The organism is Paenibacillus castaneae, from assembly GCF_002884445.1.
GTDB classification, from domain to species: Bacteria; Bacillota; Bacilli; order Paenibacillales; family Paenibacillaceae; genus Pristimantibacillus; species Pristimantibacillus castaneae.
The window spans coordinates 4939013-4958968 of sequence record NZ_KZ614144.1 but is presented as its reverse complement, the minus strand read 5'-3'; the positions used below and the strand labels follow the sequence as shown (position 1 = coordinate 4958968).

At 46.8% G+C, this 19956-nt stretch carries 19 protein-coding genes; 12 read left to right on the top strand and 7 right to left on the bottom strand.

Features of this window, described 5'->3' with window-relative positions:
- Positions 1 to 55 precede the first annotated feature (55 nt).
- Positions 56 to 913, bottom strand: a complete 858-nt coding sequence (locus CEF13_RS22265) for a helix-turn-helix transcriptional regulator (protein ID WP_102714109.1) — start codon at positions 911 to 913, stop codon at positions 56 to 58.
- 173 nt (positions 914 to 1086) lie between these two features.
- Here CEF13_RS22265 and CEF13_RS22260 point away from each other — a divergent pair, with 173 nt between their 5' ends.
- The 9 genes from CEF13_RS22260 to CEF13_RS22220 all read left to right on the top strand — a co-directional run bounded on the left by CEF13_RS22260 (position 1087) and on the right by CEF13_RS22220 (position 10337).
- On the top strand, positions 1087 to 2223 hold the full coding sequence (locus CEF13_RS22260; RefSeq protein WP_102714107.1) for a Gfo/Idh/MocA family protein: 1137 nt from the start codon (positions 1087 to 1089) through the stop codon (positions 2221 to 2223).
- Complete coding sequence (locus CEF13_RS22255; protein ID WP_102714105.1) at positions 2220 to 3293, top strand: Gfo/Idh/MocA family protein; 1074 nt, start codon at positions 2220 to 2222, stop codon at positions 3291 to 3293. The genes CEF13_RS22260 and CEF13_RS22255 overlap by 4 nt, the downstream gene beginning before the upstream one ends.
- A 178-nt stretch (positions 3294 to 3471) precedes the next feature.
- Positions 3472 to 4686, top strand: coding sequence for a GTP-binding protein (locus CEF13_RS22250; RefSeq protein ID WP_102716507.1), 1215 nt, complete (start codon positions 3472 to 3474; stop codon positions 4684 to 4686).
- A 71-nt stretch (positions 4687 to 4757) separates the two neighbouring features.
- The gene (rpmG, locus tag CEF13_RS22245; protein ID WP_102716506.1) at positions 4758 to 4907 is read left to right on the top strand and encodes a 50S ribosomal protein L33; all 150 of its coding nucleotides are present in this window, start codon (positions 4758 to 4760) and stop codon (positions 4905 to 4907) included.
- A 658-nt stretch (positions 4908 to 5565) separates the two neighbouring features.
- Positions 5566 to 6024, top strand: coding sequence for a VOC family protein (locus CEF13_RS22240; protein ID WP_102714103.1), 459 nt, complete (start codon positions 5566 to 5568; stop codon positions 6022 to 6024).
- A gap of 62 nt (positions 6025 to 6086) precedes the next feature.
- Complete coding sequence (locus CEF13_RS22235) at positions 6087 to 6782, top strand: SDR family oxidoreductase (protein WP_102714101.1); 696 nt, start codon at positions 6087 to 6089, stop codon at positions 6780 to 6782.
- A gap of 30 nt (positions 6783 to 6812) precedes the next feature.
- Positions 6813 to 7481, top strand: coding sequence for a ThuA domain-containing protein (locus CEF13_RS22230; protein ID WP_102714099.1), 669 nt, complete (start codon positions 6813 to 6815; stop codon positions 7479 to 7481).
- Between the two features lie 61 nt (positions 7482 to 7542).
- Positions 7543 to 8496, top strand: coding sequence for an aldo/keto reductase family protein (locus CEF13_RS22225; RefSeq protein ID WP_102714097.1), 954 nt, complete (start codon positions 7543 to 7545; stop codon positions 8494 to 8496).
- Positions 8497 to 8546: 50 nt separating this feature from the next.
- Complete coding sequence (locus CEF13_RS22220) at positions 8547 to 10337, top strand: glycoside hydrolase family 9 protein (RefSeq protein ID WP_166742758.1); 1791 nt, start codon at positions 8547 to 8549, stop codon at positions 10335 to 10337.
- A gap of 67 nt (positions 10338 to 10404) precedes the next feature.
- Here the strand turns inward: CEF13_RS22220 and CEF13_RS22215 are convergent, their stop codons facing one another.
- The 4 genes from CEF13_RS22215 to CEF13_RS22200 form a co-directional block, all read right to left on the bottom strand.
- Positions 10405 to 11484: a Gfo/Idh/MocA family protein gene (locus tag CEF13_RS22215; protein ID WP_102714093.1), complete on the bottom strand. Its 1080-nt coding sequence runs from the start codon at positions 11482 to 11484 to the stop codon at positions 10405 to 10407.
- A gap of 32 nt (positions 11485 to 11516) precedes the next feature.
- Positions 11517 to 12464, bottom strand: a complete 948-nt coding sequence (locus CEF13_RS22210) for an AraC family transcriptional regulator (protein ID WP_102714091.1) — start codon at positions 12462 to 12464, stop codon at positions 11517 to 11519.
- Positions 12465 to 12500: 36 nt separating this feature from the next.
- Positions 12501 to 13508, bottom strand: coding sequence for a Gfo/Idh/MocA family protein (locus CEF13_RS22205; protein ID WP_102714089.1), 1008 nt, complete (start codon positions 13506 to 13508; stop codon positions 12501 to 12503).
- Between the two features lie 149 nt (positions 13509 to 13657).
- A complete protein-coding gene (locus CEF13_RS22200) occupies positions 13658 to 14509 on the bottom strand; it encodes an AraC family transcriptional regulator (RefSeq protein WP_102714087.1) in 852 nt (283 codons plus the stop codon).
- A 132-nt stretch (positions 14510 to 14641) separates the two neighbouring features.
- On the opposite strand from CEF13_RS22200, the gene CEF13_RS22195 reads away from it, so the two are divergent.
- Both CEF13_RS22195 and uxaC read left to right on the top strand, forming a co-directional pair.
- Complete coding sequence (locus CEF13_RS22195) at positions 14642 to 15934, top strand: Gfo/Idh/MocA family protein (protein WP_102714085.1); 1293 nt, start codon at positions 14642 to 14644, stop codon at positions 15932 to 15934.
- A 20-nt stretch (positions 15935 to 15954) separates the two neighbouring features.
- Complete coding sequence (gene uxaC, locus CEF13_RS22190) at positions 15955 to 17361, top strand: glucuronate isomerase (protein ID WP_102714083.1); 1407 nt, start codon at positions 15955 to 15957, stop codon at positions 17359 to 17361.
- Here the strand turns inward: uxaC and CEF13_RS22185 are convergent.
- Positions 17358 to 17645 (bottom strand): hypothetical protein, encoded by a 288-nt coding sequence (locus tag CEF13_RS22185; RefSeq protein WP_102714081.1) that lies wholly within the window; start codon positions 17643 to 17645, stop codon positions 17358 to 17360. The genes uxaC and CEF13_RS22185 overlap by 4 nt on opposite strands.
- A gap of 113 nt (positions 17646 to 17758) precedes the next feature.
- Between CEF13_RS22185 and CEF13_RS22180 the strand changes: the two genes are divergently transcribed.
- Entirely contained in the window at positions 17759 to 18496 is a 738-nt protein-coding gene (locus CEF13_RS22180) for an SDR family oxidoreductase (protein WP_244917113.1), read from the top strand.
- Between the two features lie 66 nt (positions 18497 to 18562).
- Here the strand turns inward: CEF13_RS22180 and CEF13_RS22175 are convergent, their stop codons facing one another.
- Complete coding sequence (locus tag CEF13_RS22175) at positions 18563 to 19789, bottom strand: aspartate aminotransferase family protein (RefSeq protein ID WP_243864386.1); 1227 nt, start codon at positions 19787 to 19789, stop codon at positions 18563 to 18565.
- Positions 19790 to 19956 lie beyond the last annotated feature (167 nt).

The window sequence follows — 19956 nt, the reverse complement described above, 5'->3', positions numbered from 1 at the left end:
AATAATACGCTTATCAACTAAATGGGTCAACTATTTTCCATCATTAAGTTTAAACCTATCCGCGACGAGGAGATTGCAGCTGGTGCTGCTTTCGATATTGCTCGGGAGTGAATTTTACTTGAAGCTTAAAGGCGCGGCTAAAGTGAGAGGGGTGCTTGAAGCCAACCTCATAGCCTACGTCCGTTATAGGTCTAGAACCATTGATCAGTTCGACTTTGGCTTGATAAATTCTGCGCTGCATAAGAAATTGGAAAATGGTAATGCCCGTTACTTCCTTGAATGTTTTGGCCAAATAATATTTGCTAAGATGAAGCTCTTGCCCAATGCCCTCTAGTGTAATATCTTCATTAAAATGGCTCTCCAAATAGGAGATCACGGTCTGCACATGATGCTCCTTAGAGGAAGGAAATGTTTGCTTATCCTTAAGCGGCTGCTCGCATAATTGATTGATTAGAATGAGAAGATCAAGCAATAAAGCTTGAACACGCTGCTTTGAAAAGGAATCCTGCTGCAAATAGAGCTTCTCGAGCTTCAATAAGGAAGCTTCAATTTCTAATTTTTCAGACCCGCGCAGCTGTAGTCTAATATTTTGCAGCTTCTGGAAAGGCGCGAGCAGATCAGAAGCAAAAGGAGTCTGGATGAATTGTTGAAAATAAAAAGGATCGAAATGAAGGGTAGTGCGGTGATACGCGACGCTGGGATCGACATAAGCCCTATGCAGTGTCATGCCATGCATTAGGAGCAAATCGCCGGGCTGGAGTACATATATGCGATCATTAATAAGATAATTAACTTTGCCGCTGTGAAAATAATAGATTTCATAATGAAAATGGGTGTGGTAAGGGATTTGAGCATTAAAATCAGAGCATGAAAGAATGGTGAACGGTGCGATGATACTGTGCTGCGTGCTCATAACATAACCCCCCTAGTAAATATTCTCATTATACACCAACCAGAGTTAAATAAAAGACTAAACTCATTAACTCGAATGAAGTGTTATAACCGATGAAGTGCTACCATAATAGCAGGAATTTCAGGATTGCAGCCTATTTATCATATAAAGTGAAAACAAAGGGGAGAATGACGATGAAGAATGTTCGTTTAGGCGTTATCGGACTCGGCAATATGGGGAAAGGCCATCTTTCATACCTATTAAAGGGGGAAGTTAGCGGGGTAGTCGTATCGGCAGTTAGCGATACGGTGCCGGAAAGCTTGCAATGGGCTAAAGAGCGGCTTGGAGAAGAAGCGGGCTTGTTCACAGATCCTTATGAGCTTATGGACTCTGGTCTCGTTGATGCAATTCTCATTGCCACACCTCACTTTTCTCATCCTGAGCTCGCTATTGCTTGCTTCGAGCGCGGCTTGCATGTGCTGTGTGAAAAACCGGCCGGCGTTTATACTAAGCAGGTTCGTGAGATGAATGAGGCAGGAAGCAAGTCTAATGTCGTTTTCAGTATGATGTATAACCAACGGACAAATCCTATATATGTGAAGCTGAAGCAGCTAATCGACGATGGAGAGCTTGGCGAAGTAAAACGCACCAATTGGATTATAACCAATTGGTACCGTTCTCAAAGCTATTATGATTCAGGCACTTGGCGAGCTACTTGGGCTGGTGAAGGCGGCGGCGTGCTGCTTAATCAGGATCCGCATCAACTGGACTTGTGGCAATGGACGATTAGTATGATGCCAAAACGCGTACGTGCATTTTGTTATTTCGGCAAGCACCGCAATATCGAGGTTGAAGATGATGTAACAGCATTTGTCGAATATGAAAATGGCGCAACTGGTGTATTCGTAACGACAACAGGTGAAGCGCCAGGGACGAACAGGTTTGAAATCAGCGGTGAACGCGGTAAAATTGTAATCGAAAATAATACATTAACTTTCTGGCGGCTTCCTGTATCGGAGCCGGAGTTCAACAAAAATTTCAAAGGCGGCTTTGGTGAGCCTGAATGCTGGAAATGTGAAATTCCGATCAAAGGCAATAATCCGGATCATAAGGGAATTATGCAAAACTTCGTTAATGCAATCTTGTTCAATGAACCTCTTATTGCGCCGGGCGCAGAAGGCATAAAGGGACTCATGCTGTCCAATGCTATGCTGTTGTCTACTTGGACGGATGGCTGGGTTGATCTGCCGATTGATGAGGAGCTCTTCTATCAGCATTTGCAGGAGCGAATTGAGCGCTCGTCCTATCGCAAGGAGGAAGGGTCCAAATGAATAAAGCGGATGGCATGAAGTATGCGCCAAAGGGAAAACCAAATAAAGTGGTTGAAGCCGGACAGTTTGTGTTTGCGGCGGTAGGCCTTGATCATGGCCATGTGTATGGGATGTGCAATGGACTCATGGAAGCGGGAGCTACTTTGAAATGGGTTTACGATCCGGATCCAGAGAAAGTTGAAGCATTTGTAAGTGCATATCCAGAGGTGAAGGCGGCACAATCGGAAGCACAAGTTTTATCTGATCCAGAGGTTCAGTTTGTAGCAGCAGCGGCGGTTACGTCTGAACGCGGTCCGCTTGGCGTTCGAGTCATGCGCAGCGGCAAGCATTATTTCACTGATAAAGCACCTTTCACTTCGCTTGAACAGCTTGAAGATGCCCGTGCTGCTCATACGGAAACAGGTAAAAAATATGCTGTTTATTATAGTGAAAGATTACATGTGGAAAGTGCTGTATTCGCAGGCCAATTAATTGAGCAGGGAGCGATTGGCCGCGTTGTGCAGGTGATTGGACTTGGTCCGCATCGGCTTAACGCCCCTTCTCGTCCGGCATGGTTTTTCGAGAAAGAAAAGTACGGCGGCATATTATGCGATATCGGCTCGCATCAAGTAGAGCAATTTTTATATTTTACAGGCAATCATAATGCTAATGTCGTGAACAGCAAGGTTGCTAATTATGCGAACAAAGAATATCCGGAGCTTGAGGATTTTGGTGATATGACTGTCGTTGGAGATAATGGAGCAACGGGCTACTTTCGCGTTGATTGGCTGACACCGAGCGGACTTGGCACTTGGGGTGACGGTCGTACCCTTATATTAGGAACGGATGGTTATATCGAGCTGCGCAAATATATTGATATTGCAAAGGAAAAAGAAGGCGATCAGCTTTATTTAGTCAATAAAGACGGTGAGCAGCATATGCAGCTAGGAGGCAAAGTTGGTTTTCCATATTTCGGACAGCTTATACTGGACTGTTTGAACGGTACGGAAAATGCGATGACGCAGGAGCATACCTTTAAAGCGGCTGAGCTGTCTCTCTTGGCTCAGAAGCATGCGATCAGGGTGGAATAATTGTAGAAGAGGCTGTCCCATGTCGATCTGGGGCAGTCTTTTTTTGTAATGATTACGATCTTGACGGGAGAGAGTGGGGTTGTTATACTTATTTAAACGTAATAATTACGATTAACAACATTTGATACATAACCGTAATGATTACGTTCTAAATGTGGAGAAAATAGAGGTGATAGGCATGACAGCTAATAAAATTCCCGTAACGGTATTAAGCGGTTATTTAGGTGCCGGTAAAACAACGATTATGAACCATGTATTAAATAATCGTGATGGGCTAAAGGTAGCCGTTATCGTTAATGATTTGAGCGAGTTAAATATAGATGCCGGTTTGATTCAAGACGGAGGCGGATTGTCTCGTACAGATGAGAAGCTGGTTGAAATGTCAAACGGCTGCATCTGCTGCACACTGCGGGAGGATCTGCTTATGGAAGTCGAGAAGCTGGCGAAGGAAAACCGTTTTGATTATATTCTAATCGAATCGACTGGGGTTGGCGAGCCGGTTCCTGTTGCTCAGACATTTACCTATGTGGATACAGAGCAAGGTATTGACTTGACTCAATTTTGCAGACTGGATTGTATGGTAACCGTCGTCGATGCCTATCATTTCTGGCAGGATTATTCATCAGGCGAATCGCTATTGGAGCGCAGCCAAGCGGTAGATATAGGGGATACGCGTGAGGTGGTCGATTTGCTTATCGATCAAATTGAATTTTGTGATGTGCTTATTTTGAATAAATGCGACCTCGTTGGCGAAGAAGAGCTGACTGAGCTGGAGGGCGTACTTCGAACGCTGCAGCCGCGCGCTAAATTTATCCGCACCTCTAAGGGGAAAGTTGATCCAAAAGAGATTTTAAACACCTCTTTATTCGATTTCGACGAAGCAAGCCAATCGGCAGGCTGGATGAAAGAATTAAATGGAGCTGCACATACTCCGGAGACAGAAGAATACGGCATATCCTCATTCGTCTATGAACGAGTAAAGCCATTCCACCCCGAGCGACTTATGAAGTGGATGGGCGAATGGCCGGAAGAGGTCGTTCGGGCCAAAGGCATTATGTGGCTTGCTACGCGCAATGATTTCGCTCAGAGCATTAGTCAGGCGGGGCCTTCCATTCAATTCGGTCCAGCAGGCCAATGGGCAGCGGCTCTTCCGCCTGAAGAGTGTGAAATGATTTTGCAGGAAGAACCAGAAGTTGCAGCCGCATGGCATGCGGAGTATGGTGACCGTATCAATAAAGTTGTGTTTATCGGTATTGAACTGAACCGTGCCGGGCTGACGGACTCCCTCGATAAATGTCTGCTTAGCGACGAAGAGATGAAGCAGGACTGGGGAAGTCTTCAGGATCAATTCCCGAATGCAACAGATGAGCAGATGGAGTCGACGATTAGTTAAAAATCAATACTCATTCGATGGGCGTTTGGAAAAAGGACGCTGCTGTATTTGATAATAGGGAGATGAGTTCAGTGAGAGTAACCGTTACGCTTGCTTGTACAGAAACGGGCGACCGCAACTATACAACAACTAAGAATAAGAGAACGACGCCAGAGCGGCTGGAGCTGAAGAAGTACAGTCCACGGCTTAAAAGAGTTACAGTTCATAGAGAAACGAGATAGTTGCTCTTTTGTCTCAGGATAACCTACTTCTAATAAGGTATGCTAGTCCTGGTTCCAAAAATAAAATCCCGATAACAGCCTGGAACTTTCTAAGTTTCAGGCTGTTTGAATGTGATCGGCAAGGCCTGATTTTCTCATGTTTGTAAACAGTAAATACGAGTATCATTCGTATTCAGATGAAGGCTATATAATTGCTCATTTCCCCCTCCTGTAAATTTGAATTGACAGTTGTTCAGATCATTGGTACCATATGCCATAAACACGTGTTCACTATGTCTTCAAGAAGAAGATGTATTTAGTGGCAGCATCTCTGCCTTGTGTTGCCTTATTTATTGAAAGCGCTTCTTTGGACTGCTATTTTTAGCTGCGCTTATCGAGAGAGACAAGGAATAGATAGGGCTAGTAAGCTGATGGCCGAGGCAGGGGTATAAAACTGGGCCTCAACATAGTCAACAGCTATTTTTTTATGTGTAAACAGGTGTTTACGCAAGCCTTGGTATTTGTGCATATCAAGTACCGTTGCTTTCTATTAAGGGGGGATGCGGATGGTGGAAGCTGTATGACTTGCATGTAAACCATATATTAAAGGGCATTTTTGCTTTTGAAGCATATACGATGTTTAACCGCGATAAAAATAATGATTAGGGAGTGGATATACATGGAAAAAAATATTCTAGGAACAAAAACGATCACACAAATTGGACTTTTAGTCCATGATATTGATGAAACATCAGCTGCTTATGCTGAGTTTTTTGGCGTGGAGAAGCCGAACTGGTTCTGGACGGATACGGTAGAGAAAGCTCAAACCGAGTATAACGGCGAATCATCTGTGGCGCGCGCTAAGCTTGCTTTTTTTGATATGGGCTCCCTGCAGCTTGAGCTTATTGAACCGGATGAGCATCCCAGCACTTGGCGCGAGCATCTCGACAAGCATGGTGAGGGACCGCATCATATCGCTTTTGTCGTTGACGGAATGAAGGAAAAGGTTGCCTTGATGGAGAAAAACGGAATGGCGCTAGTGCAAAAGGGTGAGTACACCGGTGGACGCTATGCTTATATGGATACATTCAAACAATTGAAAATCATGCTGGAGCTGCTGGAAAACGATAAGAACTAGCCATTTATTAAATCAAGAGTGCAGCACATTACAGAAGAGACTTACAGGAGGAATTAACTACTATGAATATACTGATTACAGGAGCTAATCGTGGTTTAGGCTTGGCGCTTGCTGGTGAAGCATGTGAACGAGGACATCATGTGCTTGCCGGCGTTCGCGGCCCCGGCTCTTCTGCAGAAGGTTTGCAGGAGCTGGTTGAGAAATTTCCCGGACAGGTAACTATACTGCCGCTTGATGTTGCAGATGAGAACTCCGTTCGCTACGCTTATGAGCAAGCGGTGAGCCGATTCCAAAGTTTGGATGCAGTCATTAACAGTGCTGCGATCTTGCTGGGGCGGGATCAAAAGCTTGAAGGGCTGGACATGGAGCAGGTAGAGCAATCCTTCCAAACGAATTTGTTTGGGCCGATTATTGTGCTCAAGCATTTCTTGCCGTTGCTTCGTCAAGGAAAGCAGCAAAGCATTATTAATATTAGCTCGGAAGCGGGCAGCTTTGCCGGCGCTTATGGCGGCGATTATTCGTATGCGCTTTCCAAGTCGGCTTTGAATATGTTCTCCGCACAGCTTCGCCAAGAGCTGTCAACTCAAGGCATTATCGTTCATGCGGTTCATCCGGGCTGGATTAAAACGGATATGGGCGGTGATCAGGCGCCGGGCGATGCGAAAGCTTCTGCTGCCGGCATATTGAATATTATAGAGCGGAAAACGGCAGCAGACGCCCTGTTCATTGATCATCAGGGTGCTCAGATGCGCATATAAAGAGCGTTTGGAATGAGAGGTGGTAAGAAAATGAAGACGATAATTGCCTATGTTGGCGACTTCTATCACAAGGAGGAGCTCGCGCGCGAATCATTGCTTAAAGCGCTTGCTGATACAATAGCTTCTGGTGAGCTGCAGCTGCGATTTATTGCAGATGCGGCCAGCCTGGCAGCTGAACTGGAGAATGCGCCCGATGTCGTCATTCTGTTTGCGGAGAATCGGCTCTCTCCTGTGGAACAGCCCGAATTAACATGGATGACCGATGAGATATCGGATCAGATTGTGAGTTATGTCGAAAACGGTGGAAGCTGGTTGGCTTGGCATTCTGGGCTGGCATCGTATCCGCCAAGCGGCAGTTATACGGGAATGCTGCGAGGGTATTTCTTGTCCCATCCTGAGCAAAAAAGGGTCGTTTATACATCGGTTGGCGATGCGCAGCCAGACACATTCGAGTTTCTGGATGAGCATTATTTCGTTCATTGCGACGAGGATCATACGGAAGTTTTTCTTCGATCCGCGTCCGAGGATGGAGAGTCCGTGGCAGGCTGGCGGCATCCTTATGGAGCAGGTAGAATAAGCTGCCTGGCACCGGCACATCGTGCGGAGGGATTGCTAGATTCCCAGTTTCTTAGTTGGTTGAAGCATGAAATCGAATGGCTTGCCGATATGAACAAGAAATCAGAGGTTACAGCCAACTAGTCAGAGCAGCTAGTCAAAAGAATAAACTAGCGGCAAAAAAATAAAAATGTTGGAGGCTACTATGAACTATCGGAGACTTGGAAGAACAGGATTAAAGGTGAGTGAGATCAGTCTTGGAAGCTGGCTGACTTACGGTAATTCAGTAGATGACGGAACAGCAGCCAAAACCATTGCACAAGCTTATGATTTAGGCATCAATTTCTTCGATACGGCGAATGTGTATATGCGGGGCAAAGCCGAGGAGGTTGTAGGTGAAGCATTGCGCGGATATGCGCGTGAGTCCTATGTTATTGCGACGAAGGTATACGGTGATATGGGAGATGGCCCCAATGACAGAGGATTGTCGCGGAAGCATATTTTGGAGCAGGCGAATGCCAGCTTAAAGCGGCTCGGCTTGGATTACGTCGATATTTATTATTGCCATCGCTTTGATCCAAATACACCTGTCGATGAGACGCTGAGAACGATTGAGGATCTTGTTCGTTCAGGCAAGGTATTGTATGTAGGCGTAAGCGAGTGGACAGCTGCCCAAATTCAAGAAGCACTACAAGTAGCAGATAAATATTTGCTTGATCGAATCGTGGTCAATCAACCGCAATATCATATGTTCCACAGGGCGATAGAAAAAGAAATTATTCCACTAAGTGAACGGAATGGCATTAGCCAGGTTGTATTCTCCCCATTGGCTCAGGGCGTGCTTACCGGAAAATACAGCATCGGAGAAGCCGGTAAACCGCAGGGCAGCCGAGCGCTGGATGCAAGCTCCAATATGTACATAGGCGGTTACTTGAGCGAATGGCATTTATCCCGAGTAGAGCAGCTTAAAGGCTTGGCAGCAGAGCTTGGTTTCTCTGTTGCACAGCTTGCCATTGCATGGGTGCTCAGACAACCTAATGTTGCAAGTGCTTTAGTCGGCGCTAGCCGCCCAGAGCAAATTGTGGAGAATAGCAAAGCAAGCGAGCTGAAATTAACAGCTGACATCATCGAGCGTATAGACATTATTTTGGCTGACTAATGCTTCGACGACGCAAAGCTCTGCTAGTCGTCATTGCGGGATGTATGGTTTTGTTAGCAGCAGGATTGCTTGTTCTGTTCGTATCTGAATCAAAAGGCGGGAAAGATGTGATTATGAACGAGGGAAGCCCGACAACTCCGACTGATTCGATTGTACAACCAAGCGCAGCTCCAGCAGCACAGCCGGAGGTAGGCACAAAGGTGAAGGTTGATCAGGTTGGATATGGAACGAAGCACACAAAGCTTGCCATTGTGGAAGGGGAGTATCCAGCGGAGGCATCCTTTGCATTAATAGATGCCGTAAGTGGTGAGCAGGTATTTACAGGAATTCTAACAGATCCGATTCAGGATGAAGCTTCGCAGCAGGTAGTTAGGCATGCAGATTTCTCTGAGTTTCAGACGAGCGGCGTCTATCAGATTGCGGTAGAAGGTGCTGGAAACTCTTATCCGTTCGAGATAGGAGATAACCCTTATCAAGCTGCTCTCGCTACCATTATGCGATCCTATACCCTGCAGCGAGCAGGTGTAGATATTGATGACCCCATAACGGGCTTGAAGCAGAAGGCCGGACATACGCAGGATGCGAAGGCGGAGATTTTCTTCGACGATGGCGTCTCTCATAAGGGAGCTGTCATTGATGTGTCTGGCGGTTGGTATGACGCAGGGGACTATGGCAAGTATATCCCTCCTGCGGCTGTGACGGTCGCACAGATTATGCTGGCTTATGACCTTAATCCGGGCGCATTTCCTATGGGTCAGCTGAAGCTGCCTGAAGGGCTCCAGTCTTTAGAGAAGCAGCAATCGATGCCTGACGTCCTGGCAGAGGTGAAGGTTGAGCTTGAATGGATGCTCCGTATGCAGCGGGCTGACGGAGCTGTTTATCACAAAGTGAGCGGAGCGGAGTGGACCGGGTTTGTAACGCCGGATACCGATACGCAAACGCGATACGTATTTGGTCTTACTTCTTACGGGACAGCCCAGTTTGTTGGGGCTGCGGCACTTGGCGCACGTATTTATAAACCGTTCGATCATGAATTCTCGGAAATGTTGCTTGCTGCTGCTGAGAAAGCTCAAAGCTTCCTTACAGCTAATCCATCCGCCTTGTTCCGCCAAGATCCAGGACAGGACAACGGCTCTGGCGGCTATGGGAAAACAACGGATACAGAGGAGCGCCTCTGGGCATTAGCTGAGCTGTTCCGAACGACAGGCGATATCAAGTATAGCGATACACTAACGAAGCAATTTGATTTTCTGCTCAAACGCTCACCGCAAGCAGTCAACTGGGGAAATACGCAGCTGCTTGGCCAATGGGCCTATTATAACGCAGAAAAGACGGAAGATCAGTGGAAGGTTATGATTCGTAAGGCCATAACGAGCCGGGCAGATGAGCTTATTGTGCAAACGGAAGCTGACGGCTACTTGAACACGCTCAAATTGACCGAGTATACGTGGGCATCGGTCAAGACAGGAGCAGCTAACGGGTGTTTGCTGATGATTGCGAATGTGATGCAGCCTAATGAAACCTACGAAGCTGCAGCGCTTGAACAGCTTCATCATGTGTTTGGACGCAGCGCTACCGGTTACAGCTACGTAACGGGTATCGGCAGCCGCTTCCCGGTGGTGCCTCATCATCGTATTAATTCTTCAACAGGCGTATTGATTCCTGGTCTGGTTGTAGGAGGACCAAATCGCTATGGGGGGGATCCGGATCTAGATCGAGTCAAGGATAAGCTTGCCCCAGCCAAAGCCTATTTAGACGTCAGAGGCTCTTATTCGAGTAATGAGTACGCAATCGATTATAATGCGCCCGTCGTTTTGCTGGCATCGTTCTTCATAGAATAGTCATTCATAAAGAAAGAGCAGCCTTGCAGAGTCTTCTCAGACACACAAGGCTGCTCTTCTATTTGACTTATAGATATACGGCTTTGCCGGTTTTGGATGATTCGTAGATTGCTTCAAGAATTTGTGAAACGACGAATGCTTGCTCTGGCGTCACGACTGGATCGGTATCCTCATCAATCGCTTTCAGCCACATTCTCATTTCAAGATCGGAATCGCTTTCGGATTTGCCATCATAGAAAGCTACACCGCCAGCGTTCAAATCAACTTTGGTCGTATACAAACGGCTATGCTGCTCGCCATTGATACGAAGGCCATCCTTCATGTCTGCGCCGCCCTCAGTACCTGACAACGTGCATTTCGCTTCATCAACTTCAAGTGTATTAAGTGCCCAGCTGGATTCAAGAACGATTGTAGCGCCATTCTCCATTACGATCATTCCAAATGCGGAATCCTCAACGGTAAACTTGGCAGGATCCCATGGTCCCCAAGCATTTGCAGCATTCTCACGCTGTGAAAGCTTATGGTACGAAGAGCCGAGTACGACTTTTGGCTTATAGTTGTCGAGCATCCATAGCGTTAAATCAAGCGCGTGAGTACCGATATCGATAAGCGGTCCGCCGCCTTGCTTCTCTTCATCAAGGAACACGCCCCAAGTTGGAACAGCGCGGCGACGAATGGCATGCGCCTTCGCATAATAAATATCGCCAAGCTCTCCGGCTGCACACAGCTTCTTCAAATGCTGGCTATCCGCACGGAAGCGGTTGTTGTAGCCAACAGTAAGTTTTTTGCCTGTGCGGCGAGCAGCATCAACCATACGCTGAGCGTCATGTGCCGTTTTGGCCATAGGCTTCTCACTCATAACATGCTTGCCAGCTTCGAGTGCATCGATGGAGATGTCCGCATGTGAATCATTCGGTGTACATACATGAACGATATCAATGGAGGAGTCTTGCAGCAGCTCTTTGTAATCGGTGTAGACACTAGCGCCTTCAGCGCCGTATAATCCAGCTGCTTCTATAGCGCGGTGCTCGACAATATCACAAAAAGCAACAATTTCAACGTTTTTTAGTTTTTTGAGGCTTGGCAAATGTTTGCCGTTTGCGATCCCGCCACAGCCAATAATAGCTAGTTTGTATACCTTTGACATGATAAAATTCCTCCTAAGATTGAAATGAAATGTTATTGCAATATTTTTTTGCGCGAGCTCTTCCGGTATTGAGAAGGGGTAACGCCGAATTTCTTGCGAAAGACGGCGTGAAGATAGTTGCCGCCCGCGAAGCCAGCAAGCTTGGCGATCTTCTCTATGGATTGTTCGCTGTCCTGCAGCTCGCGGCAAACCACATTCAACCGTATGTCTTCTAGAATGCGACTGAAGCTATGTCCATGATGGAGTTCCTTGAAGAGCCGTTGAATATGTCTTGAGCTCAAGTTGAGCTTGTCTGCAACATCCTCAAGCGTAATGAACCCGTCATAGTTGGCGTGAATATACTCCATTGCCAATCGATAACGGTAAGCCTTCATATCGCGAGTAGGAAATTGCTTCTGCTCCTTCACTGTATCATAAGCTCTTACGGCGCGCAGCAAAATTTGTATCACGGTTTGTTTAATCGTCGTATAGCTCCCGACAAAATTTCCACTGCATGCCTCATAAGCTTCGAGGAAGCGAGGCATCGCTTGGTGAAGATCAGCTGTCGGAAATAGTGGAAGCGTTTTTAATTTCTCGATGCAGTCGCGAGCCTCCGAGGCTTCCCAATCATCATAAGTAGATGGATCATCGCAGTCGCCTTGAATGGAGTGCTCGATAATGTCAACATGAAGACAAAGCTCATCCATCGCTTCATGCTGATCGGCTTCCTGATAGTGCATGACGTCTGGTCCTGTTAAGTAGAACATGCCAGATCTGAGCGCATACTCCTGGTCGACAATGATGACCTTGCCTTTGCCTTGCGGAATGAAATGAAATTCATATTCCGCATGCTTATGAAATCCGATGATTCTGCCGGGCGGAAATTGCGTCAGATGGAAGCGCAGCACATGGATGTCGTACGCTCCCCATCTAATGCGAAGCTCCAAGCGCTCGAGCGAGTCCTGCCGCTCAAGCATCACCTCATAAGGAAAATTAGGCATGTCAATTCCTCCTGGGAGCATTCAATTACATACTGCTTAGTTTTCGCTTAGCTCGTCTAATGAAACAGCGCGATGCTCGCTGGCAGAGCGATTGGATGCTTCCATCAGCTTCGTTAAATCAACCGCTAGGCTAATATTTTCGTCAGCGGTCGTGTTATTTTGGATATGTCCGACCCACTGATTGAAGGCATTCTCTCTTGGCGCTGGAATCGGCTGTTCAGTCCATTTCTCCGAAAGCTCTGCGCCGGCAGCAGAGGTGCGAAGAAGCAGCTTCTCTTCAGGTGTGCCATAAAGCAGCGTTCCTTCTGTTCCATGTACTTCCAGTGTAAACGGAGAGTGACTGTTTACGAAGCCAGCTTCAACGATTCCTACTGCGCCTGATGAAGTGGATAAGATGGACACCGCATTATCTTCGACTTCCTTGCCAGTCACATAACCGAATTGAGCGGATACCTCCGTAGGCAGCTCATTCAGAAATAGTCGGGTCAAATACATCGGATGACAGCCCAAGTCGATTAAGGCACCGCCGCCGCATTGCTCAAGGATGTAGAAATGCTCAGGGAGCCAGCCGGCTATTGCGCCTCCATGCGATAGGCGAGCCCGTACGAGTGTAATCTTACCAAGCAGCCCTTGTGACAAAATGTCACGGATAGCGAGCGTATACCCATCATTTAGACGAGGCAGCGATACGGTTAATTTTACATTATTTTTCGTTACTTCATCTAGTATAACATTAACTTCTTTAAGTGTTGGTGCAACGACCTTCTCTGTGAAAATATGCTTGCCTGCTCTTGCGGCTGCAACCATGACCTCTTGGTGCATCGTGGTCGGCGCATCTACGATAACGGCATCAATATCGTCTCTCTTAAGCATTTCGTCTAGGCTTGCATGAAAAGGAACGCCTAGCTTATCAGCGGCTGCTTGGCCGCGCTCTTCGTTCTCATCCCAAACGGCAGCAATCTCTGTATCTGGATGCTCTAGAGCATAATTTGTATACTCCCATGCATGTACATGCCAATAGCTGATTTTACCAATTCGAATCATCGGTTCATCTCTCCCAGCCCAATTGTTATTGTATTCAATAAGCATATATAATTTTATGACAACAAATATAATCTATCACATTTATAATCTTAATTTTAGTGCAATTTTGTGACTATATTTATACGTTATTACGACAACAATTGATTTTACTATATATACTGCTTGCGATAATCACGAGGGGAGAGACGGGTTGTCTTTTTGAACATTTTGCCAAAGTGAGAAAAGTTATCGAAGCCGACTGAAGCGGCTATATCTGTAATGCTCAGCTTGGATTCGCGAAGCAGTCTCTGTGCCTCTTTAATTCGCGTTAAGACAACATAATCAGAGAAGGTGAAGCCCGTCATTTCCTTAAACATCCGGCTTAAGTAATAGGGGCTGATAAAAAATTGCTCGGCAAGCGTCCCAAGCCGCAGCTGCTCTTCGATATGAGCGTTTATATAGCGGATAACCTCGGATATCTTAGCATGTATGGGAGTATCGTGATGGAGGGGGGCAGGCTCATGCTGCTGCAGATATCTGGCCGCAGTTAATAGAAGCTCGGTTACGGCATGGCTGGGGAATAGCTCATAACCGGTCGACTTCTGCCCAATTTCCGTAAGCATTCTTCTTATGACCTGCTCGACTGCCACCTGTTCTTGCCTTGGCAATCGTATGATATGTCCTTGCTGCTGGAATGGCGTTAATAAAAATGCTGCATGCTCGGCAGCGTGCTGCTGAAGCATGGAGTCATCGAGATGAATAATAACGCGTTCATGTGATGCTTCCCCCGTTTGCATGGTCTTGTGAAGCTCGTTTTTATTAATAAACACCAGATCGCCCTGCTCAACCGAGTAGGTACGATCACGTATAAAGTAGATGCGCTTGCCCGAGAGCATATAATAGATTTCGTAATAATCATGATAATGCTCGTCCGCCATTGTAAAAGGTTCTGATCGCTTCATATATTCCACGTATAGCTCAGAGGTTGTGCCGAAGCTGAAATTTTCTGATTGAATAACCATAATAGATGGGCTCCCTTCTACATAAACGCAAGATATGCGGTGTTTATTAAAATATAAGCATAATATGACGAGAATTATATCATTCTTATGCGGTAATATGGAACTAAGTAAATCGGAGGAGGAATTATACAAATGACAAAGAAACGTTATGTATTGGTAGGCAGCGGCGGCAGGGCTGAATTTTTCTACGGTGCTCTTGCAACCGATTTCAAAGAAACGTCCGAGCTGCTTGCTTTCTGCGATATTAACCAAACGCGAATGGATTATGCGAACAGCATCCTCGTTGATAAATATAATTATAATGCGGTTAGAACATATAAATCTAATGAATTCGACCAGATGATTGAAGCGGAGAAGCCGGATGCTGTTATTGTAACTAGCATGGACCGCACCCATCATACGTATATTATTCGCGCTCTTGAGCTTGGCTGCGATGTAGTAACGGAGAAGCCGATGACGGTGGATGAGAAGAAATGCCAAGAAATATTGGATGCAGTCGAACGGACAGGGCGCAATGTCCGCGTAACCTTCAACTATCGATATGCGCCGCATCACACGAAAGCAAGAGAGCTGATTGCAAACGGTACGATCGGCAAGGTGACTTCCGTTCATTTCGAGTGGCTGCTCAATACGGAGCATGGGGCGGACTACTTCCGCAGATGGCACCGCAACAAATCGAACAGCGGCGGTTTGCTTGTGCATAAATCGACGCATCACTTCGACCTCGTTAACTTCTGGATTGGCTCACAGCCAGAGTCGGTATTTGCATTCGGAGATCTGCTGTTCTACGGCCGTGAGAATGCAGAAGGCCGCGGTGAAACGCAGTTTTATGAACGCGCAACGGGAAATCCGATTGCCGAGAACGATCCTTTTGCCCTGCACTTGGACAAAAATGACCATTTAAAAGCGATGTATTTGGACGCGGAGCATGAAGACGGCTATCGCCGCGATCAGAGCGTATTCGGAGACGGCATTAATATTGAAGATACGATGGGCGTGCTAGTCCGCTACAAAAACAATGCTATTCTAACCTATTCACTGAACGCTTACTTGCCATGGGAAGGATACCGCATTGCTTTCAACGGTACGAAAGGGCGCTTGGAAATGAACATCGTCGAGAAATCATACGTCAATTCTGGAGGCGAAAAGTCCCAAGAGGGCGCTTTAAAGGAAAAGACCATTAAAGTGTTCCCGATGTTTGCAGCTCCGTATGAGGTAGATGTTGAAGAAGGCGTTGGCGGCCATGGCGGAGGCGATCCAGTACTGCTGAATGATTTATTCGGAACGCCAGTGGAGGATCCGTTCAACCGGGCGGCGAATCATATAGATGGAGCTCGTTCGATTCTGACGGGGATTGCGGCCAACCGTTCCATTCAGACAGGAAAAGCGGTTCAGATCGACGACTTAGTGCACTTTTACAAATAAGTGGATGGGGGTATGCAGTTGTGAAGCCATTTATGGATGAACATTTTTTGCTTTCGAATGAAACGGCTATACGTTTGTACCATGATTATGCGAAAGAAATGCCTATTATTGACTATCACTGCCATTTAAGTCCGCAGCAAATTTTCGAGAATACTAGCTTTGCGAACCTTACGGAAGCATGGCTGTACGGCGATCACTACAAATGGCGGGCGCTGCGCGCGAACGGAGTAGAGGAACGTTATATAACCGGCGGCGAAGGGGTATCCGATTATGAACGCTTCGAGGCTTGGGCGAAGACAGTTCCACAAACGATTGGCAATCCGCTCTACCAGTGGTCACACTTGGAGCTGCGCCGTTACTTCGGCGTAGATGAGCTTATAAATGAGAAGAATGCGAAGTCGATATGGGATCAGGTTAACGCAAAGCTGACAAGCGGCAGCTTTAATGCGCGTGATTTGATCAAAATGTCTAATGTAGAAGTCATTTGTACAACGGATGATCCGGTTGACTCGCTGGAGTACCATATCGCAATTAAGGGACTAGCTGATTTTGACGTACAGGTGCTGCCTTCATTCCGTCCCGACAAGGCGCTTGAAATTAACAGACCAACCTTCCTTGAATGGCTTGGAAAGCTTGAAGCTGTGTCGAATCAGCCAATGAACAGCTATGATGCGCTGCTGGACGCGCTTGCGGCCAGAGTAGCATTCTTCTATGAAGTAGGCTGCAAGGTTTCCGACCATGCGCTAGATTATGTTGCTTACGCGGAGTCAACGAAGGATGAGGCGGCAGCTATTTTTGCCAAAGCGTTGAAAGGCGAGGAAGTTAGCCTAGAGGAAGAGAAGCAGTACAAAACGTATACGCTGCTCTACTTGGGCCGCTTGTATGCGGAGCACGGCTGGGCGATGCAATTCCACATTAACGCGGCTCGCAATAACAGCTCTCGCATGTTCAGCAAGCTTGGACCGGATACGGGCTTCGATTCCATTAACGACAGCTCCGTTGCTTACCCGCTGGCTAAGCTGTTAGATGCTCTGGATAAGGACGATTTACTGCCGAAGACCATTGTGTATTCGCTTAATGCGAAGGACAATGACGTGCTTGGTTCGATTATTGGGAGCTTCCAAGGCGGAGGCGTGCCTGGGAAAGTTCAGCTAGGCTCGGCTTGGTGGTTCAATGATACGAAGAATGGCATGCTAGATCAAATGAATGCGCTTGCTAACCTTGGGCTGTTAAGCCGCTTTGTCGGTATGCTGACCGATTCACGGAGTTTTCTTTCCTACACAAGACATGAATACTTCAGAAGATTGCTTTGCAATCTGCTTGGAGAATGGGTCGAAAATGGCGAAGCGCCGGAAGATTTGGAGCTGCTTGGAGACATGGTTCGAAATATATCCTATCGCAATGCGAAACAATACTTTGGCTTCTAAGATTTAAGGTTAAAAGGGGCGTTCTGCAATTCCGCTAGCTCAGCGGGAGCTGCAGAACGTTTTTTGATATTCGGTCGATATGAAGCCATCACATATTTTAGCATCTGTGGGCCTGCTATATTGGCGGCAATGCCAAATAGCTCAGAATGAGCTGTTATCCGGCAAAATAAATAAAATGCCGCACCGCCGATTAATTCAAAGGCGAGGAACTCCTTCCACTTCCAGGCGGGAAGTACGTATATAGTGAATTCTTTATTTTCCATACTTCGCATTCGCTTGCTCACAATGAAGGCCCTCCTGCTTGTAGGCGCATTACAATTGTAATTAAAATATGCAAAGCAGCTTTTCCAACATTCGCAATTATTTGTATAATGACGAGAAGGAGAGTGAGGTTGAAATGATGATTCGAACAGCATTCGTAACAGGAGCAGATCGTGGAGTTGGCCTTGCGCTTGCAGCACAATTGCTCAAGCAAGGCTGTCAGGTTTTTGCTGGACAGTATGCGGCTGAAGCTGCCGCCCTTCAGCAGCTGCAAGGAAGCTACGGTGAGCAGCTTCATGTACTGCGGCTTGATATTTCAAGCGATGAAAGCGTTGCAGAAGCGCTTCGTTACACGTCAGAACAAACAGAGCACCTTGATTTGCTTATTAATAACGGAGCTATATTAGGAAATATACAATCAACCATCCATGATGAGCTTAATTATGCCGAAATGATGGATGTATTTAATGTGAATACGTTAGGCAGCCTGCGTATGAGCCAATCGTTCATGCCGCTTCTTCTTAGAAGCCATTCGAAATTTCTCGTCAATATTTCGTCAGAGGCGGGAAGCATAGGCGATTGCTATCGTGACAGCTGGTATGCTTACTGCATGTCCAAGGCTGCGCTCAATATGCAATCCAAGCTTATCCATAACGGGATTAGGACGCAGGGAGGCCGTGTATTAGTCGTACATCCCGGCTGGGTACAAACCTATATGCAGGGTAAGCTTGATGCAGGAGCCGCGCTAACGCCTGAGCAGTCAGCAGCGGCGATTCTGGATTTGGTTGAAGGACGCTTAGGCTTAAATACGGTTAAAGCTGAGGATGCGGATTGCGAGTATGTTGATTATGCAGGCAATCCTATGAATTGGTAGGGCAGCTCTTGCCCGAGCTTATTGGGACTGATAGACCGCTGCAGCTGGTGCTGGATCGCAGACCCTTTATATAGAAGAAACTTTTATAAGTGTAAGCTGTTTGAAAGCGCGGCGCAGAATGCTAAGCATCTCATCGCAGTCCTTCTGGGTAACGATTAATGGTGGAACAAGCCGTATAGTCGAAGGTGTCGGGCTGTTAATGAGCAAGCCTTCTCGTAGGCATATAGCGGCAAGTTCTGGTGCTGCGCCTTCCGGAACGTCAAAGGCCAGCAGCAGTCCTTTGCCGCGAATTTCTGATATGGGGAACTCGCGGGACAGTTCTTGCAAACCACTGACGATATACTTCCCTTGCAGCTTGGCGTTGTTTGTCACGTTTTGCTCAAGCAGCTCGGTAAGCACGGCATAGCCTACAGCCATCGCAAGAGGTGATCCTGTATAGGTTCCCCCTTGCTCGCCAGGCTCGAACAAATCATATTTGCTTTTTGTCAGCATGGCCGATAGAGGGAAGCCGGCGCCAATGCCTTTGCCAAGTGTCATCACATCTGGCTGAATGCCGTAATGCTCATACGCGAAAAGCTTTCCGGTTCTTCCGAATCCCGTCTGAATTTCATCGAAAATAAGCAGCATGCCATACATATCGCATATTTTGCGAAGCCCAAATAAATAAGCCTCATCCACACAATGGACACCGCCCTCGCCCTGCACAAGCTCAACCATAATGGCACAGGTTTGATTGGTAACCGCAGCAAAGCATGCGTCCAAATCATTGATCGGGACATGCTTAAAGCCGTCGACCTTAGGCGCAAAAAGCTCCTTCCATTGTGCCTTTCCAGTAGCTGACATCGTGGCGAGCGAGCGGCCGTGGAAGCTATTTGTTAACGTAATGATCTCGTAGGCTCCGTCAAGATTGACCGTGCCATGCTTTCTTGCAAGTTTAATCGCGCTTTCGTTCGCTTCTGCACCGCTGCTAGCGAAAAACGCTTTATCCATTCCGCTGACGCTGGTCAGCAGCTCGGCAAACTCAATCATAGGGCGATTATAGTAACCTGGGCTGGCATGAACGAGAGTAGCAGACTGGTGTGTCAAGGCTTCCTGCAAGGCAGCGGGGGAATGTCCAAGGCTTGCAACGGCCCAGCCGCCAACGAAATCCAAATACCGATTCCCGTCGGTATCCCACATATACATTCCCTTGCCGCGTTCCATCACAATATTAGGACGTTTTGCTGTGAATAAAACGGATTTATCTGCTGTTTCCAATAATTGTTCTGTTTTCATTTTCTCCATCTGAATCATGACTAGCCTCCCGAATATTGATCTCGTTGTATAAATATACAACAGAACGACTTTTTATTCAATGAATAAATAGCGGAATTTCCTTTAATTCGTTAGCTTAAGCATTAGGAAATACAGGCGTTTCTAATGATTCAGAAAAAAGGCTTAATCATTTGGCATAGCAGACT

Bases quoted from the DNA above. Each gene is read 5' to 3' on its own strand.
- CEF13_RS22195 (WP_102714085.1), top strand. From the start codon at position 14,642: ATGACAAAGAAACGTTATGTATTGGTAGGCAGCGGCGGCAGGGCTGAA.
- CEF13_RS22255 (WP_102714105.1), top strand. From the start codon at position 2,220: ATGAATAAAGCGGATGGCATGAAGTATGCGCCAAAGGGAAAACCAAAT.
- CEF13_RS22210 (WP_102714091.1), bottom strand. From the start codon at position 12,464: ATGCCTAATTTTCCTTATGAGGTGATGCTTGAGCGGCAGGACTCGCTC.
- CEF13_RS22260 (WP_102714107.1), top strand. From the start codon at position 1,087: ATGAAGAATGTTCGTTTAGGCGTTATCGGACTCGGCAATATGGGGAAA.
- CEF13_RS22230 (WP_102714099.1), top strand. From the start codon at position 6,813: ATGAAGACGATAATTGCCTATGTTGGCGACTTCTATCACAAGGAGGAG.
- CEF13_RS22175 (WP_243864386.1), bottom strand. From the start codon at position 19,789: ATGATTCAGATGGAGAAAATGAAAACAGAACAATTATTGGAAACAGCA.
- CEF13_RS22180 (WP_244917113.1), top strand. From the start codon at position 17,759: ATGATGATTCGAACAGCATTCGTAACAGGAGCAGATCGTGGAGTTGGC.
- CEF13_RS22225 (WP_102714097.1), top strand. From the start codon at position 7,543: ATGAACTATCGGAGACTTGGAAGAACAGGATTAAAGGTGAGTGAGATC.
- CEF13_RS22235 (WP_102714101.1), top strand. From the start codon at position 6,087: ATGAATATACTGATTACAGGAGCTAATCGTGGTTTAGGCTTGGCGCTT.
- CEF13_RS22250 (WP_102716507.1), top strand. From the start codon at position 3,472: ATGACAGCTAATAAAATTCCCGTAACGGTATTAAGCGGTTATTTAGGT.
- CEF13_RS22265 (WP_102714109.1), bottom strand. From the start codon at position 913: ATGAGCACGCAGCACAGTATCATCGCACCGTTCACCATTCTTTCATGC.
- CEF13_RS22200 (WP_102714087.1), bottom strand. From the start codon at position 14,509: ATGGTTATTCAATCAGAAAATTTCAGCTTCGGCACAACCTCTGAGCTA.
- CEF13_RS22240 (WP_102714103.1), top strand. From the start codon at position 5,566: ATGGAAAAAAATATTCTAGGAACAAAAACGATCACACAAATTGGACTT.
- CEF13_RS22205 (WP_102714089.1), bottom strand. From the start codon at position 13,508: ATGATTCGAATTGGTAAAATCAGCTATTGGCATGTACATGCATGGGAG.
- CEF13_RS22215 (WP_102714093.1), bottom strand. From the start codon at position 11,484: ATGTCAAAGGTATACAAACTAGCTATTATTGGCTGTGGCGGGATCGCA.